The 24,583-nt window shown below is 41.7% G+C and carries 22 protein-coding genes; 17 read left to right on the top strand and 5 right to left on the bottom strand.

Annotation, left to right across the window (positions count from 1 at the left end; translation table 11 throughout):
- Positions 1–2: 2 nt before the first annotated feature.
- The 6 genes from NKR21_RS10540 to NKR21_RS10515 all read left to right on the top strand — a co-directional run bounded on the left by NKR21_RS10540 (position 3) and on the right by NKR21_RS10515 (position 5,031).
- Entirely contained in the window at positions 3–476 is a 474-nt protein-coding gene (locus tag NKR21_RS10540; protein WP_012010235.1) for a GyrI-like domain-containing protein, read from the top strand.
- Between the two features lie 37 nt (positions 477–513).
- Complete coding sequence (locus NKR21_RS10535) at positions 514–1,233, top strand: MBL fold metallo-hydrolase (RefSeq protein ID WP_144458550.1); 720 nt, start codon at positions 514–516, stop codon at positions 1,231–1,233.
- Between the two features lie 3 nt (positions 1,234–1,236).
- Positions 1,237–1,809, top strand: coding sequence for a TetR/AcrR family transcriptional regulator (locus NKR21_RS10530; RefSeq protein ID WP_012010233.1), 573 nt, complete (start codon positions 1,237–1,239; stop codon positions 1,807–1,809).
- Positions 1,810–1,957: 148 nt separating this feature from the next.
- Entirely contained in the window at positions 1,958–2,839 is an 882-nt protein-coding gene (locus NKR21_RS10525; protein ID WP_012010232.1) for a hypothetical protein, read from the top strand.
- Positions 2,802–3,407, top strand: coding sequence for a DUF4166 domain-containing protein (locus tag NKR21_RS10520; protein ID WP_012010231.1), 606 nt, complete (start codon positions 2,802–2,804; stop codon positions 3,405–3,407). The genes NKR21_RS10525 and NKR21_RS10520 overlap by 38 nt, the downstream gene beginning before the upstream one ends.
- The gene (locus NKR21_RS10515) at positions 3,400–5,031 is read left to right on the top strand and encodes a YndJ family protein (protein ID WP_144458551.1); all 1,632 of its coding nucleotides are present in this window, start codon (positions 3,400–3,402) and stop codon (positions 5,029–5,031) included. The genes NKR21_RS10520 and NKR21_RS10515 overlap by 8 nt, the downstream gene beginning before the upstream one ends.
- Here NKR21_RS10515 and NKR21_RS10510 read toward each other — a convergent pair.
- Positions 5,021–5,500 (bottom strand): site-2 protease family protein, encoded by a 480-nt coding sequence (locus tag NKR21_RS10510; protein ID WP_012010229.1) that lies wholly within the window; start codon positions 5,498–5,500, stop codon positions 5,021–5,023. The two genes, NKR21_RS10515 and NKR21_RS10510, sit on opposite strands and share 11 nt — an antisense overlap.
- Positions 5,501–5,729: 229 nt before the next feature.
- Between NKR21_RS10510 and csaA the strand changes: the two genes are divergently transcribed.
- The 3 genes from csaA (at position 5,730) to NKR21_RS10495 (ending at position 10,011) form a co-directional block, all read left to right on the top strand.
- The gene (gene csaA, locus NKR21_RS10505; RefSeq protein ID WP_003215734.1) at positions 5,730–6,062 is read left to right on the top strand and encodes a chaperone CsaA; all 333 of its coding nucleotides are present in this window, start codon (positions 5,730–5,732) and stop codon (positions 6,060–6,062) included.
- Between the two features lie 929 nt (positions 6,063–6,991).
- Positions 6,992–8,383 carry an MFS transporter gene (locus NKR21_RS10500; protein ID WP_012010228.1) on the top strand — a complete coding sequence of 464 codons (1,392 nt, stop codon included), beginning with the start codon at positions 6,992–6,994 and terminating at the stop codon, positions 8,381–8,383.
- A 23-nt stretch (positions 8,384–8,406) separates the two neighbouring features.
- Entirely contained in the window at positions 8,407–10,011 is a 1,605-nt protein-coding gene (locus tag NKR21_RS10495; protein WP_012010227.1) for a glycoside hydrolase family 43 protein, read from the top strand.
- A gap of 49 nt (positions 10,012–10,060) precedes the next feature.
- On the opposite strand, the gene xylR is transcribed toward NKR21_RS10495, so the two are convergent.
- Positions 10,061–11,221 (bottom strand): transcriptional repressor XylR, encoded by a 1,161-nt coding sequence (xylR, locus tag NKR21_RS10490; RefSeq protein WP_012010226.1) that lies wholly within the window; start codon positions 11,219–11,221, stop codon positions 10,061–10,063.
- 213 nt (positions 11,222–11,434) lie between these two features.
- Between xylR and xylA the strand changes: the two genes are divergently transcribed.
- From xylA to NKR21_RS10475, 3 genes are all read left to right on the top strand, one after another.
- Positions 11,435–12,772, top strand: a complete 1,338-nt coding sequence (gene xylA / locus NKR21_RS10485; RefSeq protein ID WP_088004390.1) for a xylose isomerase — start codon at positions 11,435–11,437, stop codon at positions 12,770–12,772.
- 35 nt (positions 12,773–12,807) lie between these two features.
- Entirely contained in the window at positions 12,808–14,307 is a 1,500-nt protein-coding gene (xylB, locus tag NKR21_RS10480; protein ID WP_144456435.1) for a xylulokinase, read from the top strand.
- 90 nt (positions 14,308–14,397) lie between these two features.
- On the top strand, positions 14,398–15,084 hold the full coding sequence (locus tag NKR21_RS10475; protein ID WP_012010223.1) for a glycoside hydrolase family 11 protein: 687 nt from the start codon (positions 14,398–14,400) through the stop codon (positions 15,082–15,084).
- A 244-nt stretch (positions 15,085–15,328) separates the two neighbouring features.
- Here NKR21_RS10475 and NKR21_RS10470 read toward each other — a convergent pair whose 3' ends face one another.
- A complete protein-coding gene (locus tag NKR21_RS10470; RefSeq protein WP_144456437.1) occupies positions 15,329–17,371 on the bottom strand; it encodes a molybdopterin oxidoreductase family protein in 2,043 nt (680 codons plus the stop codon).
- A 121-nt stretch (positions 17,372–17,492) separates the two neighbouring features.
- Complete coding sequence (locus NKR21_RS10465; protein ID WP_144456439.1) at positions 17,493–18,689, bottom strand: cytochrome P450; 1,197 nt, start codon at positions 18,687–18,689, stop codon at positions 17,493–17,495.
- 471 nt (positions 18,690–19,160) lie between these two features.
- On the opposite strand from NKR21_RS10465, the gene proC reads away from it, so the two are divergent.
- From proC to NKR21_RS10445, 4 genes are all read left to right on the top strand, one after another.
- Positions 19,161–19,958, top strand: coding sequence for a pyrroline-5-carboxylate reductase (proC, locus tag NKR21_RS10460; protein ID WP_253602512.1), 798 nt, complete (start codon positions 19,161–19,163; stop codon positions 19,956–19,958).
- A 27-nt stretch (positions 19,959–19,985) separates the two neighbouring features.
- The gene (proB, locus tag NKR21_RS10455) at positions 19,986–21,104 is read left to right on the top strand and encodes a glutamate 5-kinase (protein WP_144456443.1); all 1,119 of its coding nucleotides are present in this window, start codon (positions 19,986–19,988) and stop codon (positions 21,102–21,104) included.
- 13 nt (positions 21,105–21,117) lie between these two features.
- Entirely contained in the window at positions 21,118–22,386 is a 1,269-nt protein-coding gene (locus NKR21_RS10450) for a glutamate-5-semialdehyde dehydrogenase (protein ID WP_144456445.1), read from the top strand.
- Between the two features lie 84 nt (positions 22,387–22,470).
- Positions 22,471–23,031: a GNAT family N-acetyltransferase gene (locus NKR21_RS10445; RefSeq protein WP_144456447.1), complete on the top strand. Its 561-nt coding sequence runs from the start codon at positions 22,471–22,473 to the stop codon at positions 23,029–23,031.
- Positions 23,032–23,076: 45 nt separating this feature from the next.
- Here the strand turns inward: NKR21_RS10445 and NKR21_RS10440 are convergent, their stop codons facing one another.
- Positions 23,077–23,646, bottom strand: a complete 570-nt coding sequence (locus NKR21_RS10440; protein ID WP_144456449.1) for a GNAT family N-acetyltransferase — start codon at positions 23,644–23,646, stop codon at positions 23,077–23,079.
- A gap of 86 nt (positions 23,647–23,732) precedes the next feature.
- Between NKR21_RS10440 and NKR21_RS10435 the strand changes: the two genes are divergently transcribed.
- Positions 23,733–24,554: a MerR family transcriptional regulator gene (locus NKR21_RS10435; RefSeq protein WP_144456451.1), complete on the top strand. Its 822-nt coding sequence runs from the start codon at positions 23,733–23,735 to the stop codon at positions 24,552–24,554.
- Positions 24,555–24,583 lie beyond the last annotated feature (29 nt).

Below are 24,583 nucleotides of genomic sequence, written 5' to 3'. Positions count from 1 at the left end.
GTATGTACGATATCGTGACATTAGAGAAAAAATGGATAAAAGGGTTATCTGTTCGAACAACAAACGAAATGGAGCAAACAAAAGAGCGAAAGATTGCTCCACTCTGGCAGCAATTTTTTGCGCAGCAGCTTCACGGAGGACAAGCGCCCGTCATAGGATTGTATTCAGATTATGAAAAAGATGAGCATGGCTCTTATTTATTTACGGCTGGACAATTCGTGGATCAGCAGTTAGAACAAGTTATAGAGATTCCTGCGTCCACCTACGCAAAATTCCGAACGAGAAAGGGACCGATTGAAGAGGTCGTATTGGAAACATGGCAGCAAATTTGGACGTGGGATGAGCGCCATTACCGCACATATACAGGCGATTTTGAATGGTATGACGAAAGATCTTTAGACCCAAAAGAAGCGCAAATTGATATTTATATTGCGGTTGATGAAAAAATGCTTGCTAAAACTAATAGTATTAGTTAATATAAAACTAACAATATTAGTTTTAGGGGGACACTTGATGAGATTGACAACTTTTGACCGTCTGCACCAGCTCACATTAATGCCAAGATTATTCCCGGTAAACTGTTATGTTTTTGAGGAAGAGAATGGACTGATCTTAATTGATGCTGCGTTAAAAATGGCAGCAAACTCGATCATCGAATTTGCTCGACAAAAGAACAAGCCTATTAACAAAATTATTCTTACTCATAGTCATATGGATCATATCGGCGCATTAGATGAAGTGAAAAAGGTTTTTCCAGAGGCTGTCGTCTATTTATCAAAACGCGATGCCGGCCTATTTGAGGGTGACTTGTCCTTACTTCCTGGCGAACCCCAGCAAAAAATCAAAGGCAGTTTTTCGAAACATATTCGTACACAACCGGATGTGCTTGTCGAAGAAGGGGATGAGATTGGACCGCTGAAAGTCATTGCGACACCAGGGCACACACCTGGCAGCATTTCTTTATACGATGAAAGGTCAAAAATTGTGATAGCCGGTGATGCCCTTGTAACAAAAGGCGGCTTATCGGTTACGGGTGAACTTCGGTGGACTTTTCCTTTTCCGGCTTTTGCTACATGGGATACAGAAACTGCACTCAAAAGCGCCGAAAAATTACTGGCACTTCGCCTATCCTGTCTTGCTGCAGGACATGGCGATCTCATCATAGAACCTCATGAAAAGCTTCAAGCTGCCGTTCATAAAAGGCAGCAGCAGCTGAAGAAAGGGGAGCAGTAAACCGTGTCTCCAAGAATGGGAATCACGCAAGAAAAAATCATTGATACTGCAGCCGCACTTGTTGATGAAGAGGGTTTTTCTGCTTTGACCATTGCTACATTGTCTAAAAGACTGAACATCAGACCACCTTCCCTTTATAATCATGTATCTGGTCTTCAGGAAATTCAGGCGGCACTCGCAGAAAAAGGACTGACCATGCTACGTGAAAAAGGCATACACGTAACAGAGGGGCTGGATAAAGAAGGAGCTGTGTTAGCCTTTGCCAAACAGTATGTTCAATTTGTCCGCGAACATCCAGGTCTTTATGAAGCAGCCTTTTCACATATGGAGGACAAAAAAGTAAGAAGTGAGGCCGAGCGCCTTGTTGAATTTGTCCAATCGATCATGACCCGTTTTGGTGTCAAAGAAGAAGAGATGACACATGTGGTCAGAGGATTAAGAAGCTTATTGCACGGCTTTGGTGATATTTCAAATAAAAAGGGATTTCAACGAAAAGAACAGCTTGAAGAGAGTGTGAGCTATGCGGTCAAGCTTTATATCTCAGGTGTGTTGCAAAAAGAAGATCTGTCTTATTGACAGGTCTTTTTTTGGTAGTGAATCGATATGTTAAAGAGGCGGCCATCTTGAACCAATTTTTTTTCAAAAAAAGAATAAACATTTGACAGTTTTGTGAAACATGTTATGATTATTATGTGAAACAATTCACATAGAGGAGTAGAGGCAGATGAAAAGAAAGCCTGTTTATGTGGAAACAACCATTCATGCACCGATAGAGAAAGTATGGGAACATACGCAAAATCCAAAGCTTCATGAACAATGGGATTTGCGTTTTTCAACCATTTCATTAAATGAACCTCAAAACGAACAACCCCAATCCTTTTTGTATGAAAAGCATCTTGGGTTTGGTTTAAGTGTCACAGGGACAGGAGCTTATCGAACAAGAATGATGGATGAACGGAATGAGCGGGCATCCTCACTAAATTTCAAATCGTCACACCCATTGTCTTTTATCAAAGAAGGCAGCGGTTACTGGAAGTATATAAAAACAAGCGACCACATTGTGTTTCAAACGCAATTTGATTACAAAACGAAAGAAGGAAAAGGATGGACATGGGCAGACAAGATTCTTTTTCGCCCAATGATTGGATTTATGACAGCCTTTAGTTTTGGTGCATTAAAGACGTGGCTTGAAAAGGGAACGCATCCCCGGTTATTACTAGAGAGAACACTTGCTCATTACGGGATTTGTTTGCTGTTTGCCATCGTCTGGCTATGCCAAGCGATCATTCCTTTTTCACATTCGGCTTTTGATCATAGCATGAGTTTTCGATTGTTTTATGCGCTTTTAGGCGTAGCATGGCTAATGCCCAAACTATCAAAGAAATATCTCTTCATTTTACAAAGTATGTTTCTTCTCATGATGCTTTGTATAGGAATTCTATCTCCGCAAACGACGCTTCATGAACCGCTTGTGATGAGTGCATTTTTGATTTTGTCGATTGCAGGTATGTTCAATTTAAAAGATTGTGTAGATGTATTTTCCATCAAACGAAAAAGGGGAGGTAGACATGGTCGTTCATCGTCATCAAGTAAAGGATTACGATAAACTGCATCCAAAACTAAAAGAGAGATACAACCGCGCATTTACTGCTGAAGGTACTATGGAGGAAATAGGCGGCGGGTCAAGACTCATTCGATTGATCTTCAGAATGGGTCCACTATTTCGTTGTTTTTTCCCAGAGAGAGGGGAAAACATTCCTTTCCAAATTGTCAACGAGCCCTTTGTGACAAATAAGGGGGAGGAAGGGATGCACTGGTATCGAACGTTTTATTTCCCAAAGAAGGAGCGGCACTTTGATGCAGATATGATCATTGATCAGGAGAGTCATACCGTACTAGACTATTTTGGAAAGCCTAGACTTCTTGTGTCAGAGCTTCATTTTACAGTAACAAAGCATGGCTTCTTGCACATCCAATCCGGCCGGCAGAAGTTTTTGATGTTCGGAAGAGAATGGCCGCTGCCTTCATGGCTTTCTGGTGTGTCAGATGTAACAGAAGGCTACGATGAGTATGCAGGTGAATATACCATTGATGTCCACGTGAAAAATCGCCTGTTTGGTACTCTTTTTACATATAAAGGTCGTTTTACAGAAAGGATGTCTCATGATGAATAAGTGGCATTTGGCATCCAGTCTGATCTTCATGTCTTATTTTATCGCCACTCGTTTCATGACAGGTCTGATAGCAGAATTTTTTGTTCTCTTGGCCATTCTATTTTTTCTTCCCACCGCCTTACACTTTTTTAAGAAAGAAGGGAAGAAACACAAGGAAGAGAGGCTGATCGGGTTTTTAATGAAAGCCTTTCCATTAGCTTCTCTTTGTGCAACTGCTGCTTTTATCTATCATTCTGCTTGGTTCGCATCAGGATGGATTTTATATACAATCTTATTGGCGTTATTTGGATTTTCTCGTTTGCTGAAAAGAGGAATCTTCCCGCTACATGAGCTGATGATTGATGGCGCATGGATGTATCTTGCTTTAGGCGGGCTATGGTTTTGGCTTTATACAGCAGATATACAGGTGATGACATTTTCGCCGATTATTGTTCTTTTGACCGTTATTCATTTTCATTATTCTGCTTTTTTTATCCCGCTTTTTTATGGATTTTTAGGACGGCAGCAAGCAAAAGAAACAGCTTTATACAAAGCGGCGGGATGGGTGATTTTGCTGTCGCCTGTAATGATTGCTGTGGGGATTAGCTTTTCCCGTCTATTTGATACGTTCAGCGTCATTCTTTATGTGGTGGCCCTCTACATATATGGCATCCTTTGTATGAAAACAAGGTTTCGGTCAACTTTAGCAAAAGGTCTTGTTGTGTTTTCTAGCTTAGTTTTAATGGGGACGATCGTGTTATCACTTCTATATTCCGCTGGGATGCTGATGCGTGTGACCTACATTAGCATTGATCAGATGATTTGGTTTCATGGCAGTATCAATGCTTTTTTTGTGATATTGCCAGGTTTGATTGGCTGGCTGATTGAAGGGCCGAAGGATCAATTAAAGCAGAAGAACTTTCCGATTTCGAAAGTGCATGGCCGGTTTCAAATGATTTCTTTTCAAGAGGAAAGTGTGCATAACCCTGAGAAGCTGGGTTTAGTCGATTCGCTTGATGAATTAAATGGAACGACATTTTCAGCTGATAGGGTGTCACCTGTGATTCGCAGATTTTATGAAGATCCTATGGCTTTTACATTAAAAGCGGCCGTCAGCTTTCATTGGTGGATAAGGCCGTTCGTCTTTTTACTTCAACCACTATTTAAGCAAATAGGGCAGCTTTTTTTGGGGTTATCTCGTCATCCATATGAAATGAAGGGACGTCTGATTAGATTTCAACATCCGAAGGAAGAAAGGAAAAATGTTCGGGCTTGGATACGGCACAATGTAAAAGGAGAGCAAGTCTTTTTTGCACTATATGCTCTTCATCACGATGCAGCTACGGGTTATATGAATATTGCGCTGCCGCTTCCATATTCTCAACTGACAGCTATTTTAAGGCCTTTTAATGAGAAAGAAGATTTTATATTAAAAAGTACATGTCCAAAAGGCAGTACCGGTGACGAAGGATTGTATTTGCATACGCCTTTTATCACCATGCAACTGCCAATGGAAGAAAGCTTTCATATGAAACCGGAGACGGATCAAAGTCTCACAGCGGTACATCAAATGAAGCTTTTCGGTATTCCTTTTTTAACGATTCATTATCAAATTGACAGTGAAAGTCATCATGTTAGTCAATGATGTCACATGGTTCACCGTGCCGAATAATGTTCACAATCGCTTGCCCATCACTCGGATGATGATCTGCATACTGGACTGGCAGAAGTGCAAAAAATACATAGTAGACTGAGAAGTAAGCAAATTGATAGAAAAATTGGTGCTCTGGCAGGAAATCATTGGCGATCATTGTGTTCAGTATGAGAACACTGAGCAAGTTGCATAATGATCCGCCTAGGTAGACAAGAATGTGAGACAATCGGTTGTTTTTTCTCATTTCTTCATAGTGGCAAAATGCATCTAAAAAATAGATTCGTCTAATTTCAACGACGCCGACTTTCAACACTTTTTTACCTCTGCCAAGAGCAAAAGAAACCTTTGCTCCAAACATCCACGCAACCAAAATATGGCCAAGTTGATGCAGGATGGCAACAATAGGAAGAATAACAAAAAACGACCAGCAAAACGTCCACATATCTGATAACGTAAACAAGTGTGAACCCTCCCAAAAGTATTCGAGAGGAAGCAGTAGGATTATTTGCCATTCTACCGAAATCATTTTTATGATGCAAATATTTAATACATGACCATAAAATTATTATGTAAACTAAAAAGTGATTTAACGCTTTGTAGGCTTTTTGAACCTCCTCGATGACAAAATGAATGTGCTACAATGAATAATCAATAGATTACGTTACCTTTTATGAAGGGGAGAGAGGCAGATGGCAGATATTGAACAGTTTTTGGCGTTAGATATTCGCGTTGGGACGATCATAGAAGCAGAATTTTTTGCAGAGGCAAGAGTGCCTGCGTTGAAGCTAAAGATTGATTTTGGTGAAGAAATTGGTGTAAAGCAATCTAGTGCTCAGCTCACAAAGCGTTATACAGCAGAGAATCTTACTGGCAAACAAATCGTAGCGGTCGTGAATTTTCCGCCAAGAAGAATTGCTGGGTTCAAATCAGAAGTGCTTGTCTTAGGTGGCATGCCGTCAAAAGAAGACGTGGTTTTACTAGCGACAGATGAACCGGTTGAGAATGGAACAAAAATAGGGTAAGAAAAAAGACATCTTCCTAAGAAGATGTCTCAGCGTGTAGACAAACCCTCGCATTCGTTGTCAGTCCTGCGCTCCGGTGCTCACGAATGTCAAATTCGCTCCGCTCCGATGCTCGTCCTTCCTAGACTTCAAAGGTTTTCTATCACGCTGAAAAGAAGACAAAGGGCTAAAATAAAGATCATTTTAGCCCTTTGTCAACAACCTAAGACATCTTCCTAAGAAGATGTCTCAGCGTGTAGACAAACCCTCGCATTCGTTGTCAGTCCTGCGTGCTGGTGCTCACGAATGTCAAATTCGCTCCGCGCCAGTACTCGTCCTTCCTATACTGCAAAGGTTTTCTATCACGCTGAAAAGGAGACAAAGGGCTAAAATCAAGATCATTTTAGCCCTTTGTCAACAATCTGAAATAGGGTAAGAAAAAAGACATCTTCCTAAGAAGATGTCTTTTGCGTATTGAGGCGGAATAACCACACGCCACATTCGTGTGTGTCTCAAAGAGACATGTTACCCGACTTACACAATTCAGCTCATCGCTTGATTAATATAGCATGGGATGAGCTTGAATGCAACCCTTAAATCAATTCTTTCAGATTTCCACGTTAGTTCACAAAAATAAATGACAACATAGCAATTATTTGGATTATTTTTTCAAAAAATATTGAAAAGTCAGATCAGATTTTATAAAATGAATTCATCTTAGTTTGTTTGGTCAATAAACTAAGATGAGTTTCAAGTATTGATCCCTCTATTGAAGGAGATGATTCTGTCATTCGACTGTTTTGCTGCGCATTTGGGCTAAGCTGAAAAATTGAAATGTTCAGCTACATTTTTATCACAAATTGAAAGCGCTTTATATTTCCTGTATTGATTGCTGCTGCCCTCCATCATCTGTTCGTTAGAAGAGGCTAAGTGAAGAAGGGAGAAAGCTCATGGTTAGTGAGAATTTAAAGAAGATTCGTATGTCTGAAAAAGTGGGATATGCTTCAGGGGATTTCGCATGTAATTTGATTTACGCAACTGTCTCTACGTATCTATTATTTTTCTATACAGATGTGTACGGTTTATCAGCAGCAGCAGCAGGGACGATGTTTTTGGTTGTTCGCGCTATAGATGCGCTTGCAGATCCATTTATTGGTGCATTGGTGGACCGGACGAACAGCCGTTTTGGTAGATTCAGACCTTATTTGTTATTCGGCGCCTTTCCTTTTGTCGTACTTGCCATTCTTTGCTTTACAACACCTGACTTTTCCGAAATGGGTAAACTCATTTATGCCTACATCACGTATGTTGGTCTATCGCTTACATACACATTCATCAACGTTCCTTATGGTGCTTTAACTTCCGCAATGACAAGAAATAACCAAGAGGTTGTCAGTATTACGTCCGTTCGTATGGTGTTTGCCAATTTAGGCGGTCTGGTTGTGGCTTTTTTTGTTCCGTTTCTTGCGACCTTTTTAAGTGATACGACAGGAAATACAGCACTCGGCTGGCAGATGACGATGGCTTTTCTCGGCGTTCTTGGCGGCGCATTACTCATTTTCTGTTTTAAAAGCACAAATGAACGTGTCACGCTTCAAAAGCCAGAGGAAAAGATTAAATTCAGTGATATCTTTGTTCAGTTACGAGTGAATCGCCCGCTAGTTGTATTAAGTATTTTCTTTATTATTATTTTTGGTGTGAACTCGATCAGCAACTCTGTTGGGATCTATTATGTGACGTATAACCTTGGCAGAGAAGATTTAGTGAAATGGTACGGACTCATTGGCAGTCTACCAGCTTTAATGGTGCTGCCGTTTATTCCAAAGCTGCACAAGTTTTTAGGTAAGAAGAAACTGCTGAATTATTCTTTATCGCTGAATATTGTGGGTCTTCTTGCTTTACTTGTGATACCACCGAGTCAAATCACATTAATCCTGATTTTCAGGCTCGTTGCTGCTGCGGGGAGTATTACAGCCGGTGCTTACATGTGGGCACTCATTCCTGAGACCGTTGAATATGGCGAATATAAAACTGGAAAAAGGATGGGCGGACTGATCTACGCAGTCATTGGGTTTTTCTTTAAATTTGGAATGGCATTAGGCGGAATTGTTCCGGGGCTTGTACTCGATCGATTTGGCTATGTTGCAAATCAAATACAGACGCCAGAAGCATTGCTTGGCATTTTACTCACGGTAACAGTGATTCCTGTATGCTTGTTGATTTTAGCGATGATTGATATTAATTTTTATAACCTAGATGAAGAAAAGCACCAAGAAGTCGTGAGGGAGCTTGAGAATAGGGATCAAGTATATATCGATCATATGGATGATTTTAAAATGTAGGTCGTGAAAGAGGAGGAAGTTGAATGAAAATTACCAATCCAGTGCTGAGAGGATTTAATCCGGATCCAAGTATTTGCCGTGTAGGAGAAGATTATTACATGGCGGTCTCTACATTTGAATGGTTTCCAGGGGTGCAAATTTATCATTCGAAGGATCTCGTCCATTGGCGGCTTGCTGCGCGTCCTTTGCAAAAAACGTCGCAGCTGGACATGAAAGGGAATCCTGATTCTGGCGGAGTATGGGCACCGTGCCTGAGCTATGCAGATGGTCATTTTTGGCTCATTTATTCAGATATTAAAGTAGTGGATGGTCCATTTAAAGATGGTCATAATTATTTGGTGACAGCAAATGAAGTTGACGGTGATTGGAGTGAGCCGGTGAAGCTTAATAGCTCTGGCTTTGATCCCTCTTTATTTCATGACCAAAGCGGCAAGAAATACGTCTTAAATATGCTGTGGGACCATAGGGAAAAACACCATTCCTTTGCGGGTATTGCCCTGCAGGAATATAGCGTGACAGAAAAGAAACTCATTGGTGAGCGGAAGGTTATTTTTAAAGGCACACCGATTAAATTGACAGAAGCACCGCATCTTTATCACATTGGCGATTACTATTATTTATTAACAGCAGAAGGAGGCACCCGCTACGAGCATGCGGCAACAATTGCCCGTTCCCCGCAGATTGAAGGGCCTTATGAGGTTCATCCTGATAACCCAATTTTAAGTGCTTTTCACACACCTGAACATCCGCTTCAAAAATGCGGGCATGCTTCCATTGTTCAAACGCACACAAATGAATGGTATCTCGCCCATTTGACTGGTCGCCCTATTCAATCAAGCAAGGAATCTATTTTTCAACAGAGAGGGTGGTGTCCTTTAGGAAGAGAAACAGCAATTCAAAAGCTTGAATGGAAGGATGGCTGGCCGTATGTTGTGGGCGGAAAAGAAGGAGCACTGGAGGTTGAAGCACCAGCGATCAACGAAAAGGTTTTTGCTCCAACCTATCATACAGTCGATGAATTTAAAGAATCAACGTTAAATAGACACTTCCAAACATTAAGAATTCCTTTCACTGAACAGATCGGTTCATTAACGGAAAAACCTCAGCATTTAAGGTTATACGGTCAGGAATCTCTCACATCTAAGTTTACCCAAGCCTTTGTTGCAAGGCGCTGGCAAAGCTTTTATTTTGAAGCTGAGACAGCAGTATCGTTCTTTCCAGAGAATTTTCAGCAAGCTGCTGGTCTTGTGAATTATTATAATACGGAAAATTGGACGGCGCTTCAGGTGACATATGACGAGGAATTTGGCCGCATTCTTGAATTATCTGCCTGTCAAAACCTTTCCTTTTCTCAGCCATTGACACAAAAAATCGTCATTCCAGAGGAAGTCACCTATGTGTATTTAAAAGTGATCGTTCAGAAAGAAACATATACCTATTCTTATTCTTTTGATCAAAAAGACTGGAAGGACATTGATGTGATATTTGAATCTAGCCATCTATCTGATGACTTTATTCGAGGAGGAGGATTTTTTACAGGGGCATTTGTCGGCATGCAGTGCCAAGATACAAGTGGCGAGCGTCTGCCTGCTGATTTTAACTATTTCCGTTATGAGGAAACAGAATAAATAAAAAAAGACAACACGGTAAGAGCTGTCTTTTTTATCTAAGAATCTGTCATGGTGAGAGGGTGGCATCTTGCAGAAAGGCTTCAATGACGAGAGATGTCATCCCTAATACCGGTGCGTTATGTCCTAATGATGAAGGTAGCAGCTCGACATGTGAGCTGAATTGAGTATCTATCCTTGAGGATACTTCCTCTTGAATCACACGTAAAACTGTTGGCTGCGATTCAATCACTTTGTTTCGTAAAATAATTGCTTGGGGGTTAAAGGTATGCAGGACGTTTGTGAGACCGACCCCAAGGTAAAAACCAAAGTTGCGCAAGGCATTGAGCGTTTTCATATCATTTAACGTTGCCAGCTGTTCCACATCTTGGTGGGAGATGGGCTTTTCATTTGTTTGAAGAGACTGAAACAAAGCTTTCTCAGATGCATACAACTCCCAGCAACCACGATTTCCGCAGCTGCATGTTGGTCCATTAAAGTCGATGGTCATATGTCCCATTTCACCAGAAAAGCCGTATGCTCCTCTGTATAAATGATGATTAATAATAATCCCAATCCCAATACCAGTGCCGATGCTTGCATAAATCAAATGATCATAATGTTTAGCGGCCCCAAAGATTTTTTCACCATATGCACCGGCATTTGCTTCATTTTCAATGAAGACTGGTACTTGGAATGCGTCTTGGAGCGCCTTTTTCAGGTCAACATTTTTCCATTTAGAATGCGGCGTAAACACGATTTGCTGATCGGCATCCACTAGTCCCGGTATACATAGACCAATACCTATGAGTCCGTATGGGGAAGAGGGGATTTGGGACATCAACTGCTGTATTAATTCAGTTAATATGCGTATGGTCACATCAGGAGCACTTGATGGGAGGTTGATCTGCTCTTCGTGAAGGATGGACCCTTCAAGGTCGGTTAAAATGCCGTTGACATAATCAACGCCGACATCAATCCCGATGGAGCAGCCTGCACGTTTATTAAACATGAGTAAAACAGGTCTTCTCCCGCCGCTAGACTCACCTTGACCGATCTCATAGACGAGTTGCTCTTTCATTAATGTACTTACTTGAGAGGAAACAGTCGATTTATTTAACCCAGTGCGTTCAGATAATTTGGCTCTAGAAATTGGCGCATGCTGGAGAATTTCTTTTAATAATAGCTTTTGATTTATTTTTTTCACAAAGTTCTGATCAGCGATATCCATGTTATCCACTCCATTTGTTTCGTCTTTAGATTAAGTGAAGAAAAAACTGATTTTCTTCGTCTGTTATCTGTAAGAAGGATGATTTTAACTTTATTATAACGAAAATATTTCTAAAAAACTAAAAAATATGGAAAATTCAAAGTGAATGGATCATCAATTGAATATTAGTTTGTTGAATCAACTTACAAAGTGTAATCATAGGAGGAATAAAAGATGGCTAACTCAAATATGAAAACGTTACACAGCTTAGAAGGAATCGGAAAAATACAATTTGAAGGAAAACAATCAAAAAATCCACTCGCTTTTAAATCCTATAATCCAAGTGAAGTAATTGGCGGAAAAACAATGAAAGATCACCTGCGCTTCTCAGTCGCTTATTGGCATACATTGACTGCTGATGGAACAGACATGTTTGGAACTGGCACGATGCAGAGAGCATGGGATTCCTACAGCGGGATGGATTTAGCAAAAGCTAGATTGGAAGTTGCCTTTCAACTGTTTGATCTATTAGATGTCCCGTATTTTTCCTTCCATGACCGTGACATTGCACCGGAGGGAGATACGCTTCAAGAGACGAATCAACAATTAGACATCATTTTAGAAAGAATGAAAGAATACATGCGGGATAGCGGAGTCAAGCTACTGTGGAACACGGCCAACATGTTCAAGCATCCTAGATTTGTTCACGGCGCAGCGACATCTTGTCATGCAGATGTCTTTGCCTATGCAGCCGCACAGGTGAAAAAAGGCATCGAAACAGCTAAAGACCTTGGCGCAGAAAATTACGTTTTCTGGGGAGGACGAGAAGGATACGATACTCTGCTGAATACTGATATGAAAAGAGAGCTAGACCACATGGCGTCATTCTTGCATATGGCTGTTGATTATGCAAAGGAAATTGGATACACTGGCCAATTTTTAATTGAGCCTAAGCCGAAGGAGCCGACTACTCATCAATACGATGCAGATGCAGCGACATCTATCGCCTTTTTAAAGCAATACGGATTAGATACACATTTTAAATTGAACATTGAGGCGAATCATGCGACGCTTGCTGGCCATACGTTTGAGCATGAATTACGTGTCGCGAGAATACATGGATTGCTCGGTTCTGTGGATGCGAACCAAGGGAATACGCTGCTTGGCTGGGACACTGATGAATTTCCAACCGATTTATATGCCACAACGCTTGCCATGTATGAAATTCTGCAAAATGGTGGGCTAGGTACTGGTGGTCTCAACTTTGATGCAAAAGTTAGAAGAGCTTCTTTTGAGCTTGAAGATATTTTGTATGCCCATATTGCGGGGATGGATGCATTCGCAAAAGGATTGAGGGTCGCTCATAGACTCATAGAAGATCGTGTGTTTGAAGATGTCATTAAGCACCGGTATCGCAGTTTTTCTGAAGGGATTGGCCGTGACATTTCAGAAGGAAAGGCAAACTTTCATACATTAGAAGAGTATGCATTGAAACATCCTTTAATCAGAAACGAATCGGGAAGAGAGGAACAGTTGAAAGCCCGGTTAAATCAATACTTGTTAGAAGATTGATAGAAGAAGCGGACCTGTTTTGAAGGAGTGAAGACATGAAGTATGTGATGGGAATTGACCTTGGAACGAGCGGAGTCAAAGCCATATTAGTCGATGAGGACGGAAAGGTATGCGGCGAGGCCACTAAGCCTTACCGCCTCATTCAAGATAAACCTGGATATTGTGAGCAGAACCCAGAGGAATGGGTTGAGCAAACAGTGGCTGTGATGAAAGAACTGATGGCAAGGCAGCCTGTCCTTTCAAAAAAAGTAGAGGGCATCAGCTTTTCTGGACAGATGCATGGGCTGGTTCTTTTAAATGAATCCCGCGAGGTGCTCCGCCCTGCGATTTTATGGAATGATACACGAACGACAGCGCAATGTATACACATCACAAACAAGCTGGGGGAACGGCTCCACCAAATAACGAAAAATCAAGCGCTAGAAGGATTCACACTGCCAAAATTATTATGGGTAAAGGAACATGAACCAGAAATTGATCAACAAATCAACATGTTTTTACTTCCGAAAGATTATGTCAGATTTCGTTTAACAGGTTCTGTCCATATCGATTATTCTGATGCGGCTGGCACCTTGCTGTTAAATATTGGGGAGCGAGCATGGAGTGAAGAGATTTGTCAGGCATTTGATATTCCTTTTCATATTTGCCCACCGCTTGTCTCGTCAGAGGATGAGGTTGGAACTCTATTGCCGCACATTGCACGTGAAGCCGGGATTGAAGAGGGGGCCAAAGTCTTTGCTGGCGGGGCAGACAATGCTTGCGGAGCAATTGGAGCTGGCATTTTATCTTCTGGCCGCACGTTATGCAGCATTGGCACATCTGGCGTCATTCTTTCTTACGAAGAGGATCATGAAAGAGCGCTGCAAGGAAACTTGCATTTGTTTCATCATGCAAAAAAAGATGCTTTATATACAATGGGTGTGACGCTTTCAGCAGGATATAGCCTGAACTGGGTAAAGCATTTACTATCCCCAGAGGAATCGTTTCAATCACTTTTAGAGGGTGCGGTTGATGTTGCACCTGGAGCGAATGGATTGCTCTTCACACCCTATTTAGTAGGAGAAAGAACACCTCATGCGGATTCTATCATTCGTGGAAGCCTGATTGGATTAGACAGCAGGCATGAAAGGGCACATGTCGTCAGGGCTGTGCTAGAAGGGATTACCTTTTCGTTAAATGAATCGATCGCCTTATTTCGGCAAGCAGGGAAACACATAGATTCTATTGTCTCCATCGGAGGCGGTGCGAGAAGCCGGACGTGGCTTCAAATGCAAGCAGACATTTTTCAGGCTGAGGTCATCCAGTTAGACAATGAACAAGGGCCTGCTTTAGGTGCAGCGATGCTTGCCGCCGTTGGCTGCGGCTGGTATCCGTCGCTTGAGGCATGTGCAGATCAGTTTGTTCATCAAGCTGCTGTCTATGAGCCAGAGCAGAAACATGCAAATCTATATGCTGATCTATTTCATCTGTATCAACAGATTTATACACAAACAAGAGATATCCATGCCGGATTAGCGCAATATCGATCCATCTAGCAGAAAAGGGTGATATGAAAGGAGGTGATGGGTTCGCTTCATCTTAGAGAAGTCAGAACAATTTAATTGGAAAAAGGAGAGGGATGGAAAATGAATTTGAAAAGATTGAGGCTGTTGTTTGTATTGTGTATTGGATTTGTGCTGACACTGACGGCTGTGCCAGCACATGCGGAAACGATTTATGATAATAGAATCGGCACACACGGCGGTTACGATTTTGAGTTATGGAAGGATTACGGAAATACCTCTATGACACTTAACAATGGCGGCGCATTTAGCGCGCAATGGAACAATATCGGAAATGCTCTGTTTCGAAAAGGGAAGAAGTTTGATTCCACTAAAACTCATCATCAACTTGGTAACATCTCCATCAATTACAACGCAGCCTTTAACCCAGGCGGGAATTCCTACTTATGTGTCTACGGCTGGACACAATCTCCATTAGCTGAATACTACATTGTTGAGTCATGGGGCACATATCGCCCAACAGGAACGTATAAAGGATCATTTTATGCCGATGGCGGCACATATGACATTTATGAAACGCTACGTGTCAACCAACCTTCTATTATTGGAGACGCTACCTTTAAGCAATATTGGAGTGTACGTCAAACAAAACGTACGAGCGGAACTGTATCCGTCAGTCAGCATTTCAGAAAATGGGAAAGCCTAGGTATGCCAATGGGGAAAATGTATGAAACAGCATTGACTGTAGAAGGCTACCGAAGCAACGGAAGTGCGAATGTGTTTACCAACCAGCTGATGATTGGACGTTAATAGAATACAAAAAAAGCCAGCAGTTTTTTGCTGGCTCCAGCGTGTAGACAAACCCTCGCATTCGTTGTCAGTCCTGCGTGCTGGTGCTCACGAATGTCAAATTCGCTCCGCGCCAGTACTCGTCCTTCCTATACTGCAAAGGTTTTCTATCACGCTGAAAAGAAGACAAAGTGCTAAAATCAAGATCATTTTAGCACTTTGTCAACAATTTGAAGCCAGCAGTTTTTGCTGGCTTTTCTTCTGTCTATGATAACTTTTCAACTTCAACTCTGCCAGAAAAGAACGTCGCACCGCCGCCCATATCTGCTAGCCGATCAGGTGTTAGTCCATTGACTAGCTGTTTTTTGCCTTTTTGATCTGCCCATAATCCTTGGCTCACCACAACACCGGATAAGACATTTTGACCAACTGACACGACAAGCTCGCATTCACCCCGGTCATTCAGCACACGCACCATATCACCATCTTCAATCTCTCTTGCCTTTGCATCCTCTTCATTCATATGAAGCTTAGGAAACTTCTCGAGTTTTTGATGCTTTTCATGAAGAGAGAAGGTCGAGTTAAGGAAATTATGATTCGGACCCGGTATAAATGTAAGTGGATATTCGCTTTCCTGATAGAGGGGCACATAGGTTGGAAGCGCTGGATACCCGTCTTTTTTCATTTGTTCAGAATAAAGCTCAATTTTACCGCTCGGAGTAGAGAGCTTTAAGTCCTGGAAAGGTCCTCTTTTTGCTTTGATCCATTTCTTTTCTTTTAATGCCTCGTATGAAATGTCCTCATAATGCGGATTTTCTGGATGATGAAGGGCTTGTTCCATAAGTTCCGCATCTGTCTCGCGGAAGGCTTCATCTTCAAAGCCCATCGCATGAGCTAACAAGCGAAATACTTCTGTATTGGATTTGCTTTCTCCATAGCGTTCAATCACTGGCTCTTGAATTTGAATATAGTGGTGCCAGTATGATGTATAGAAATCCTCATTTTCAAAGGCGGATGTGGCAGGCAGGACAATGTCTGCATACTTAGCTGTCTCTGTCAGAAATAGATCATGAACGACTGTAAATAAGTCCTCTCTCAGCAAACCTTCTCTTACTTTATTTGCTTCAGGCGTGACAACGGCTGGGTTTGACGAGTAGACAAAGAGTGCATCTATGGAAGGCGCTGCATTCGTCAGTCCACTGCCAAGCTGATTCATATTAAATGACCTAGGCGTGTGGTCCTTTAATAGATCTGGCCGCTGAAGAGCTGTTTCATTATAGCTCAGAAAAGAAGAGTTTGATTTCATCGCACCGCCGCCCTTGTGGAGCCACTGACCAGTCAGAGCAGGGAGGCAGGAAATAGTTCGAATGCTCATCCCGCCATTATCATGGTGCTGCAACCCATTGCCAATACGAATAAGAGATGGTGATGTCTCTGCATACATTCTTGCAAGTGTCACGATGTCCTCTTTTGAAACCCCAGTGATCTCCTCAACTGTGTCTGGATCATACTGTTTCACATGCTCACGCAGCTCCTGATGACCGGTTGTATACGTTTCTAAAAAGGCTTCATTTGTCAGTCCTTCTTTAAAAAGGACATGCATGATGCCAAGTGCAAGGGCACTGTCAGTACCAGGTCGAAGCGGAATGAACCAATCTGCCATCCGGCCAGTTTGGTTTTTGTGAACATCAATCACAACAATCTTTGCTCCTTGCTTTCGGGCTTTTTGCGCGAGGGTGATTTGGTGCATATTGGTCGACACAGCATTGATTCCCCAAAAGATGAATAGTTTCGTATGAATGGTGTCTTCTGGGTCAGTCCCGATGCTTGCACCCATTGTATATTTATAGCCGGTCGTTCCTGCTGACTGACAGATGGTTCGGTCTAACTGACTTGAACCAAGACGATAGAAAAAGCGGCGGTCCATGCCTTCAGCATTCAGATTGCCCATATTCCCATAGAAGCTGTATGGCAGAATACTTTCTGGACCTTTTTCGTCAATGAGCTTTGTCCATTTTTGCCGAATGGTTTCAATGGCTTCTTCCCACGTAATCGGCGCAAATTGCCCATCGCCTTTTCGACCGACACGCTTCAAAGGAGTCGTCAATCGTTTTTCATCATATAAACGAGCTGTGACATTCCGCACTTTGTTACATATGTTGCCTTGGGTGACGGGGTGGTCTGGATCTCCCTGCACTTTTACGATCTTTCCATTTTCTTTATGTATCAAAAGACCGCACTGATCTGGGCAATCTAACGAACAAACTGATTTGAATATTCCGTCTTTCATTGCTGTATAATCGGTCATGAATTTTTGGCTCCTTTTCTGAAATCCGTTATCTCTTTGTATGGACTTTATTTTAGCATGTTCAGAGATAGAAGGTAAGAAAGAGATGATGAATTGAAAAAAAGCCCCTTAAGAGGGACTTTTAAAAACGGGTGACTTGTACAGGAAATTCTTTTACTCCAAAAACAAATGTGCTTTGGATAGGTTTTAGCTGATCTGCAACGCAGGTGATGTCTTGAAACGTCTGGAGTAAAACTTCAAGTGCAATGTTGCTCTCAAGACGGGCAAGCGGTGCGCCGAGACAAAAATGAATACCGAAGCCAAAGCTCATATGCGGATTTGATTTCCGGTCAAGACGGAACGTATCTGGATCGTCAAATTTCTGTTCATCGCGATTTGCTGAAGCGACCCAGCTAATGAGATAGTCCCCTTTTTTAATTTTTGAGCCTGCAATCTCAACATCCTCGGCCGCGATTCGCCCAATGGCTTGAACAGGTGGGTAATAGCGTAACGTTTCCTCGGTCAATTGAGGATTAAGAGAAGGGTCTTGCCGTACGGCTTCGGCGATATGCGGCTGCTCTGTTAGCAGTCTTACTGCATTTGTAATCAAATTGGTCGTTGTCTCATTACCGGCAACAAGTAATAGAATACAAAAACCAAGCAGTTCATCCTCGGTTAAACGCTCACCGTCGATTTCTGCTTGAATGAGAAGTGAGATCAGATCATCAGTAGGTGATTCTTTTCGTTTTTGGATCAAGTGAGTAAAATAAGCGGACAGCTCTTCCTCTGCGCGTTTCTGCATATCGACTACTGCTTGAATGGCTTCTTTTGATTCATCCTTTGCACCTGCTACTAGGGCATCAGAATGTTTCTTAATGAACGCTCTATCCTTTACCTCTGCGCCGAGAAGCTCAGCAATGATCATGACAGGCAGGGGAGCTGCTAGATCTTGGACGATATCAAACGTACGCTGATCCTTGACTTGTTGCAGCAGGTCATGTGTCAGGTCTCTAATGTTATCTTCTAATTGTTTGATCGCTTTTGGTGTGAATGCTTTATTCACGAGTGCTCTCATTTTTGTATGTTTTGGCGGGTCCATCGTTAAAATACTCGTTTTCGTTGTGCTTCTTCCTCGCTGTGATGAGAACACTTTTGGCTGCTTCAGAACAGACTGGATATCCGCATATCGAAAGAGATCCCAGCACTTTCTTGTTTCATCATATCTAATATCACTCTGCGCACGTAGCTCATTGTAAATAGGGAATGGGAAAAGAAGGTCATCGGTCGAACGGATTTCTTTCATTGGAATGACATTGATATAGTTTTCTTTCACTTTCATTATGAACGCTCCTTTTTCACTTGGTTTCTCTTTCACGGTATCACCCGTAAAATATCATTTCAACGGACATGTTTTCTAAAATATGTCAATAGTCTAATCGGAAGATTCAAGCACATTCGTCGTATAGGAAAATAGAAATCCATTAAAAATGATAGCGCTTTCTATAAAATAGAATTGAAGTCACCGAAACCAAAAATAAAATGGGGAATTCAGTCGAACGAAAGGGTACTATGATGCAAATATGAATAGTTCTTTAGATCTAAATTGTTGTTTTACAAAAGCGCAGTCAGTATACATACAGCAAGCGGTTGAATGCCTATTCGGGACTTTTGAAAAGCGCTGGCTCTTTCTTGACACGATTTCTCATCATGTTACGATAACTAACGTGCGAAAAACACGAACAAAAAGCGAACAAGGGAGAGGATCAATATCATTGATCAAAAGAAAGTTGCTTTCATTGGAGCAGGTTCTATGGCGGAAGGAATGATTGCAGGGATTGTGCGATCAGGACAAATGCCGCCGGGCCAAATATACGCAACAAACAGACAAAATCAACTTCGATTGAATGAACTAACGACACGTTACGGAATACAAACAGCCACAATGGATTCTTTTCCTTTTGAAGAAATGGATATGTTGATCCTAGCCATGAAGCCAAAGGATGCTGAAACAGCACTTGAATCGTTAAAACCTCATATTCAGAGAGACCAGCTGATCTTGTCTGTCCTTGCAGGCGTGAAGCAATCCTATATTGAAGATATGCTGCATGAAGGGCAGCCCGTGATGAGGGTCATGCCGAATACGTCAAGTACGATCGGGGCTTCAGCGACCGCTTTATGTGCTGGGCGTTATGTGAAAGACGACCATATCAGCATGAGTCAGGCTCTTTTATCTGAAATGGGTGAAGTGTATACCATTCAGGAAGAACAAATGGATATTTTTACTGGAATTGCCGGAAGCGGACCAGCCTATTTTTATTTCTTAATGGAAAGAATTGAAGAAGCAGGGGAAGAAGCAGGTTTACCTAAGGAATTGTCTCGCCAAATTGGCGCGCAGACACTTCTCGGTGCTGCGAAAATGCTGCAAGAAACAGAGGAAGACCCTTCTGCATTAAGAGAGAAAATTACGTCACCAAATGGAACAACTGCGGCAGGACTGAATGCATTAGATGATTTTGGCGGAGGAGAAGCCATCAAGCAGGCCGTCAAACATGCTGCCAATCGATCAAAAGAAATCAGCAAACAGCAAAAACAAAAAGTATCTATATAAATAGAGCTCAAATACAGGAGTGATAAGGTGTACGCAGATAAAGAGAGAAAACGAATTGTTGTGAAAATCGGAAGCAGCTCTCTTACTAGCTTTCAAGGGGAGATTAGTTTAAAAAAACTAGAAAACCTCGTCAATCAAATTGTGAAACTCAAAGATGAAGGACATGAAGTCATTTTGGTTTCATCTGGTGCGGTTGCAGCTGGTTACCGAAAACTAGGATTTATCGATAGACCTAAAACACTGCCGGAAAAACAGGCATCTGCCTCGATAGGGCAAGGGCTTTTAATGGAATCATATTCTACTTTATTTTTATCACACGGTTATATTGCTTCACAGCTTTTAATCACAAGAAGTGATTTTTCAGATGAAACGCGCTATCAAAATGTGCGGAACACAATGAATGTGTTATTAGATCGAGGCATCATTCCGATTATCAATGAAAATGATACAGTGACGATTAATCGCTTGAAGTTCGGAGATAACGATACATTGTCTGCAAAAGTAGCTGGACTCATTGATGCGGATTTCCTTGCCATTTTATCTGATATTGATGGCCTGTATGAAGAGAACCCGCATACAAATCCGAATGCGAAAAGAATCCTTGAAGTCACAGACATCACAGAAGACATCGAAGCAGCAGCTGGAGATGCAGGTAGCAGTGTGGGCACAGGCGGAATGAAATCAAAGCTCGATGCGTTTAAAATTTCAATGGCTGCTGGTATCAATGGCTTTTTAGGCAAAGCGGATACGCCTCACATTTTAGACAAAGCAATCAATGGAACAGAGGATGGCACTTATTTTACCGCTGATGAAAACTTAGCACCGCTGAATTACAAGAAGCAGTGGATTGCCTTTCATTCTGGACCAAAAGGCGAGATCGTTGTGCAAAAGAAATCACAGGAACATCTTATGCACCGGGAGAAATGCCTTGATTCTGATGGGATTGTCAATGTAAAAGGTTCGTTTAAAAAAGGCGATGTCGTCCGTATTTTAGATCAAGATGAAAGAGAAATCGGGCTTGGTATTGTGAATTATCCATCTGACGAACTGGCACTAAGCCGTGATTCGTTACAGGATGAAGTGGTTCATGTCGTCGATCTTGAAGCTTTTGTTTGTCATTTAGATTTATCGATACCAGTTTGCTAAAGGGAGGAATTTCATGACACTGACAGCTGAAGTTGTCACATCGGTCAAAGAAAAAGCGAAAAAAGCAAAGCACGTTTCAAAAAAACTAGGTTTACTTCATACAGAGGATAAAAACGAGGCACTGCTTAAACTAGCAGAAGCGTTAGAACAAAATAGCACGTTCATTTTACAAGAGAACCAAAAGGATATAGATGCCGGGAAGGAGAAGGGCTTTTCAGAGGCACTCTTGGATCGTTTAATGTTAAATGAAGAAAGAATTCATGATTTTGCCGAAAGCTTGAGACTTGTGACGAGATTAACAGATCCTGTTGGAGAAATATTGGATGAATGGACTCTTGAAAACGGCTTACATGTGAAAAGCCGAAGAGTACCGCTCGGTGTGATCGGGATGATCTATGAAGCGAGACCGAACGTCACTGTCGATGCAGCAGGACTTGCCCTTAAAGCAGGTAACGCAGTGATTTTAAAAGGCGGTTCCTCCGCTATTTCTTCCAACAAAGCGATCGTGAGTGTGATTCATCAAGCATTGGGTCAAACAAAAATTCCGCGTGATGCGGTGCAATTGATAGAACAAACAGATCGGTCATCGGTTCAAGCTATGTTCCATCTAAAAGAATGGATTGATGTCTTGATTCCGCGAGGCGGAGCTTCTTTAATCAAAACAGTGGTTGAACAATCTACCATTCCCGTTCTTGAAACAGGAACAGGAAACTGTCATGTCTTTATTGATCAAACAGCCAATGTGAAAAAAGCGATTGAGATCGTCATCAATGCAAAAACGAATCGTCCAGCAGTATGTAATGCACTTGAAACGCTGATCATCCATCGCGATTGGCTGAAAGAAAATGCGGCATCATTGAATGATGCCCTGCTTGAGCACGATGTCACCGTACATGGTGACGAGGCTGCATTGTCTCATTTTTCAAATGCCATTCTTGCTGAGGAAGTAGACTGGACAGATGAGTATTTAAGTCTTGATCTTGCCATAAAGGTAGTCGATTCAATCGAGGAAGCGATCCAGCATATTGAGAAATACGGTACAAAACATTCAGAAGCCATCGTGACAGAGGATGAAGAGCAGGCACTCATATTTTTAAACGAAGTCGATGCGGCGGCAGTTTATCATAACGCATCTACTCGCTTTACAGACGGCGGTGCACTTGGATATGGAGCTGAAATTGGCATCTCCACACAAAAATTGCACGCCAGAGGTCCAATGGGGCTGCCAGCACTCACAACAACGAAGTTACTTCTGTCTGGTGACGGTCAGATTAGAAGCTAGATGAGATTCAAAAAACACTACCTTTTTTCATGGGGTAGTGTTTTTTAGTGTATGATGAAAGGATAGATGAGAAAGGGGTATGACATGGAGAATATCAACTTATCCATTTATTTGAGAGATTTTATAGAAGACGATGCTGAAGCGCTGACAACACTTGAATATGAAAATCGTGATTTCTTTCAGCCCTTTACTTCATTGAGACAAGAACATTTTTACACCATACCTGAGCAATTGAAGCGAATTCAGATGTATCAGAAAGGTCGGAAAAACGATGAGACATATGCAAAGGGTATTTTTCATCGTGAGACCAATCAACTCATTGGATCGATTACACTGTCTGGTATTGTCAGAGATGTGATTCAAAGTGCTTGGCTTGGCTACGGTCTTGATCAAAATCAAAATGGTAAAGGCTACACAACTCAAGCCATTGCGCTCATGCTTGATGAGGCATTTCAAAAGCTTAACCTGCATAGGATAGAGGCAGGTGTTCAGCCTCATAACCGCGGGTCTATTCGAGTACTTGAAAAAGCAGGCTTTCAAAAAGAAGGTCTATCTAGGCAAAATGTGAAAATTAATGGAGAATGGAAAGATCATTATTTATTTGCCATATTGTCTACAGATGAACGACCTAGTATTCTATCATGATAAAAACTCCCTATACGAGGGAGTTTTTTTATCGTTTCCATGCATTCATTTGTTACAGCAGGTTTTCTTCATCACTTTCTCAAACTTAAAAAATTCAAATTCCTCAGGTGCTGTTTGCTCACTTTCTCTCTCATCCTCTTGAGGTGCGTTTGGATCTTGATGTTTCATATGATAAAACTCCACAATTTGAAAGCCGCATTTATTGACATAGAAGTGAATGTTGCGTTTTTCAAAATATGGGGTCACAACCTCCCAGACAATCGTTTCTGGATATTGCGCCTCAATGGCTTTCCATGCTGCCTGACCAATGCCTTTTCCGTGTGAGGATGAAGAGATGTATAATAGGTCAACTGAATTGTGGTTGGTCTCTTGGTTGATTTTAATAACCACGCCGCCTGCCTTTTCGCCATTTAGCATAATATGATAAACAATGTGGTCATTCGAATGAAAAGATGCGTCAATCACATCATCTGGAGGAATCGGCCCGTCATGCGCATCGCCAAATGCGTCAATCACGCCAGCTGTAAAAGCTTTCTGTAGCTCATTTTTCATAAAAGGGAAGTCTTCTTTTTTTGCAAGTTCTAATGTCACTTCATGTTGAGTGATGTTGTTCATGTTTTTATCCTTTCCAAGCGTAGTGGTGTTCTGCATGTTATCATAAAGGGTGGAGTAACTCCATAGTCAAGAGAGGAGCCTTAATGATGATAAATGATGTGCAAAAAACATTTTTCACTGGAGAATTTGCCAAGTTATTTGATGTGAAGAAAGATACCCTGTTTTATTACGATAAAATTGATTTATTTAAGCCTGCTGGTGTCAATGAAAATGGGTACCGTTACTATACCCTTGAGCAATTTGACCATTTTATAGCGATCCAATCACTTCGAGCTGTGCAATTTCCGATAAAAGAATTAAAACAATATTTCACTGAGCCTTCCCGCGAAAGGCTTCAAAGCCTAGCAGCTGAACAAATAGAAAAGGTTAAACAAGAGATTGAAAAACTTCAAGATATCCAGTCTTTTCTTATACGGGTGATGGAGACAACGCATGAATTATCAACTGTGAAAATAGGGGAGGTGCTGTTTCAAGAGCTCCCAGAAGAACCAGTTGTATTAAGCGCGTCAAACCCGATTGACATGAATACATCCGTAGAAGAAATATCTCGTATTGTTGGACATTTTCTAAAGGAAATTGGCATAAAAGGGGCTGCCGCAAATGGAGCTGTCTTAAAAAAGGAACAGTTCCTTCAGCGACAATATCATCAGTCAGATCAGTTATTCTGCCGAATGGAAGCGCCGGAAGCAGTTAAAAAACCTGCTGGCCTTTATGCGGTGATGTATGATCAAGGATCATATGAAGAGATTGAATCTGCTTATTCGCGCTTGTTAGATGAAATTGAAAAAGAGGACATGATACTAGATGGAGATGTATTTGAAGAGTATTTGCTTCATTCACTCATGTCTAAAGATGAAGCAGAGTATATAACAAAACTCAGTGTAAAAGTGAAAAAGTACTCAGATTAACCAAAAAAGGATAGATCGCATGGATGCGC

The sequence above is a fragment of the Bacillus sp. 1735sda2 genome, assembly GCF_024159245.1.
GTDB classification, from domain to species: Bacteria; Bacillota; Bacilli; order Bacillales; family Bacillaceae; genus Bacillus; species Bacillus pumilus_O.
This window is presented reverse-complemented; position numbering and strand designations above follow the sequence as displayed.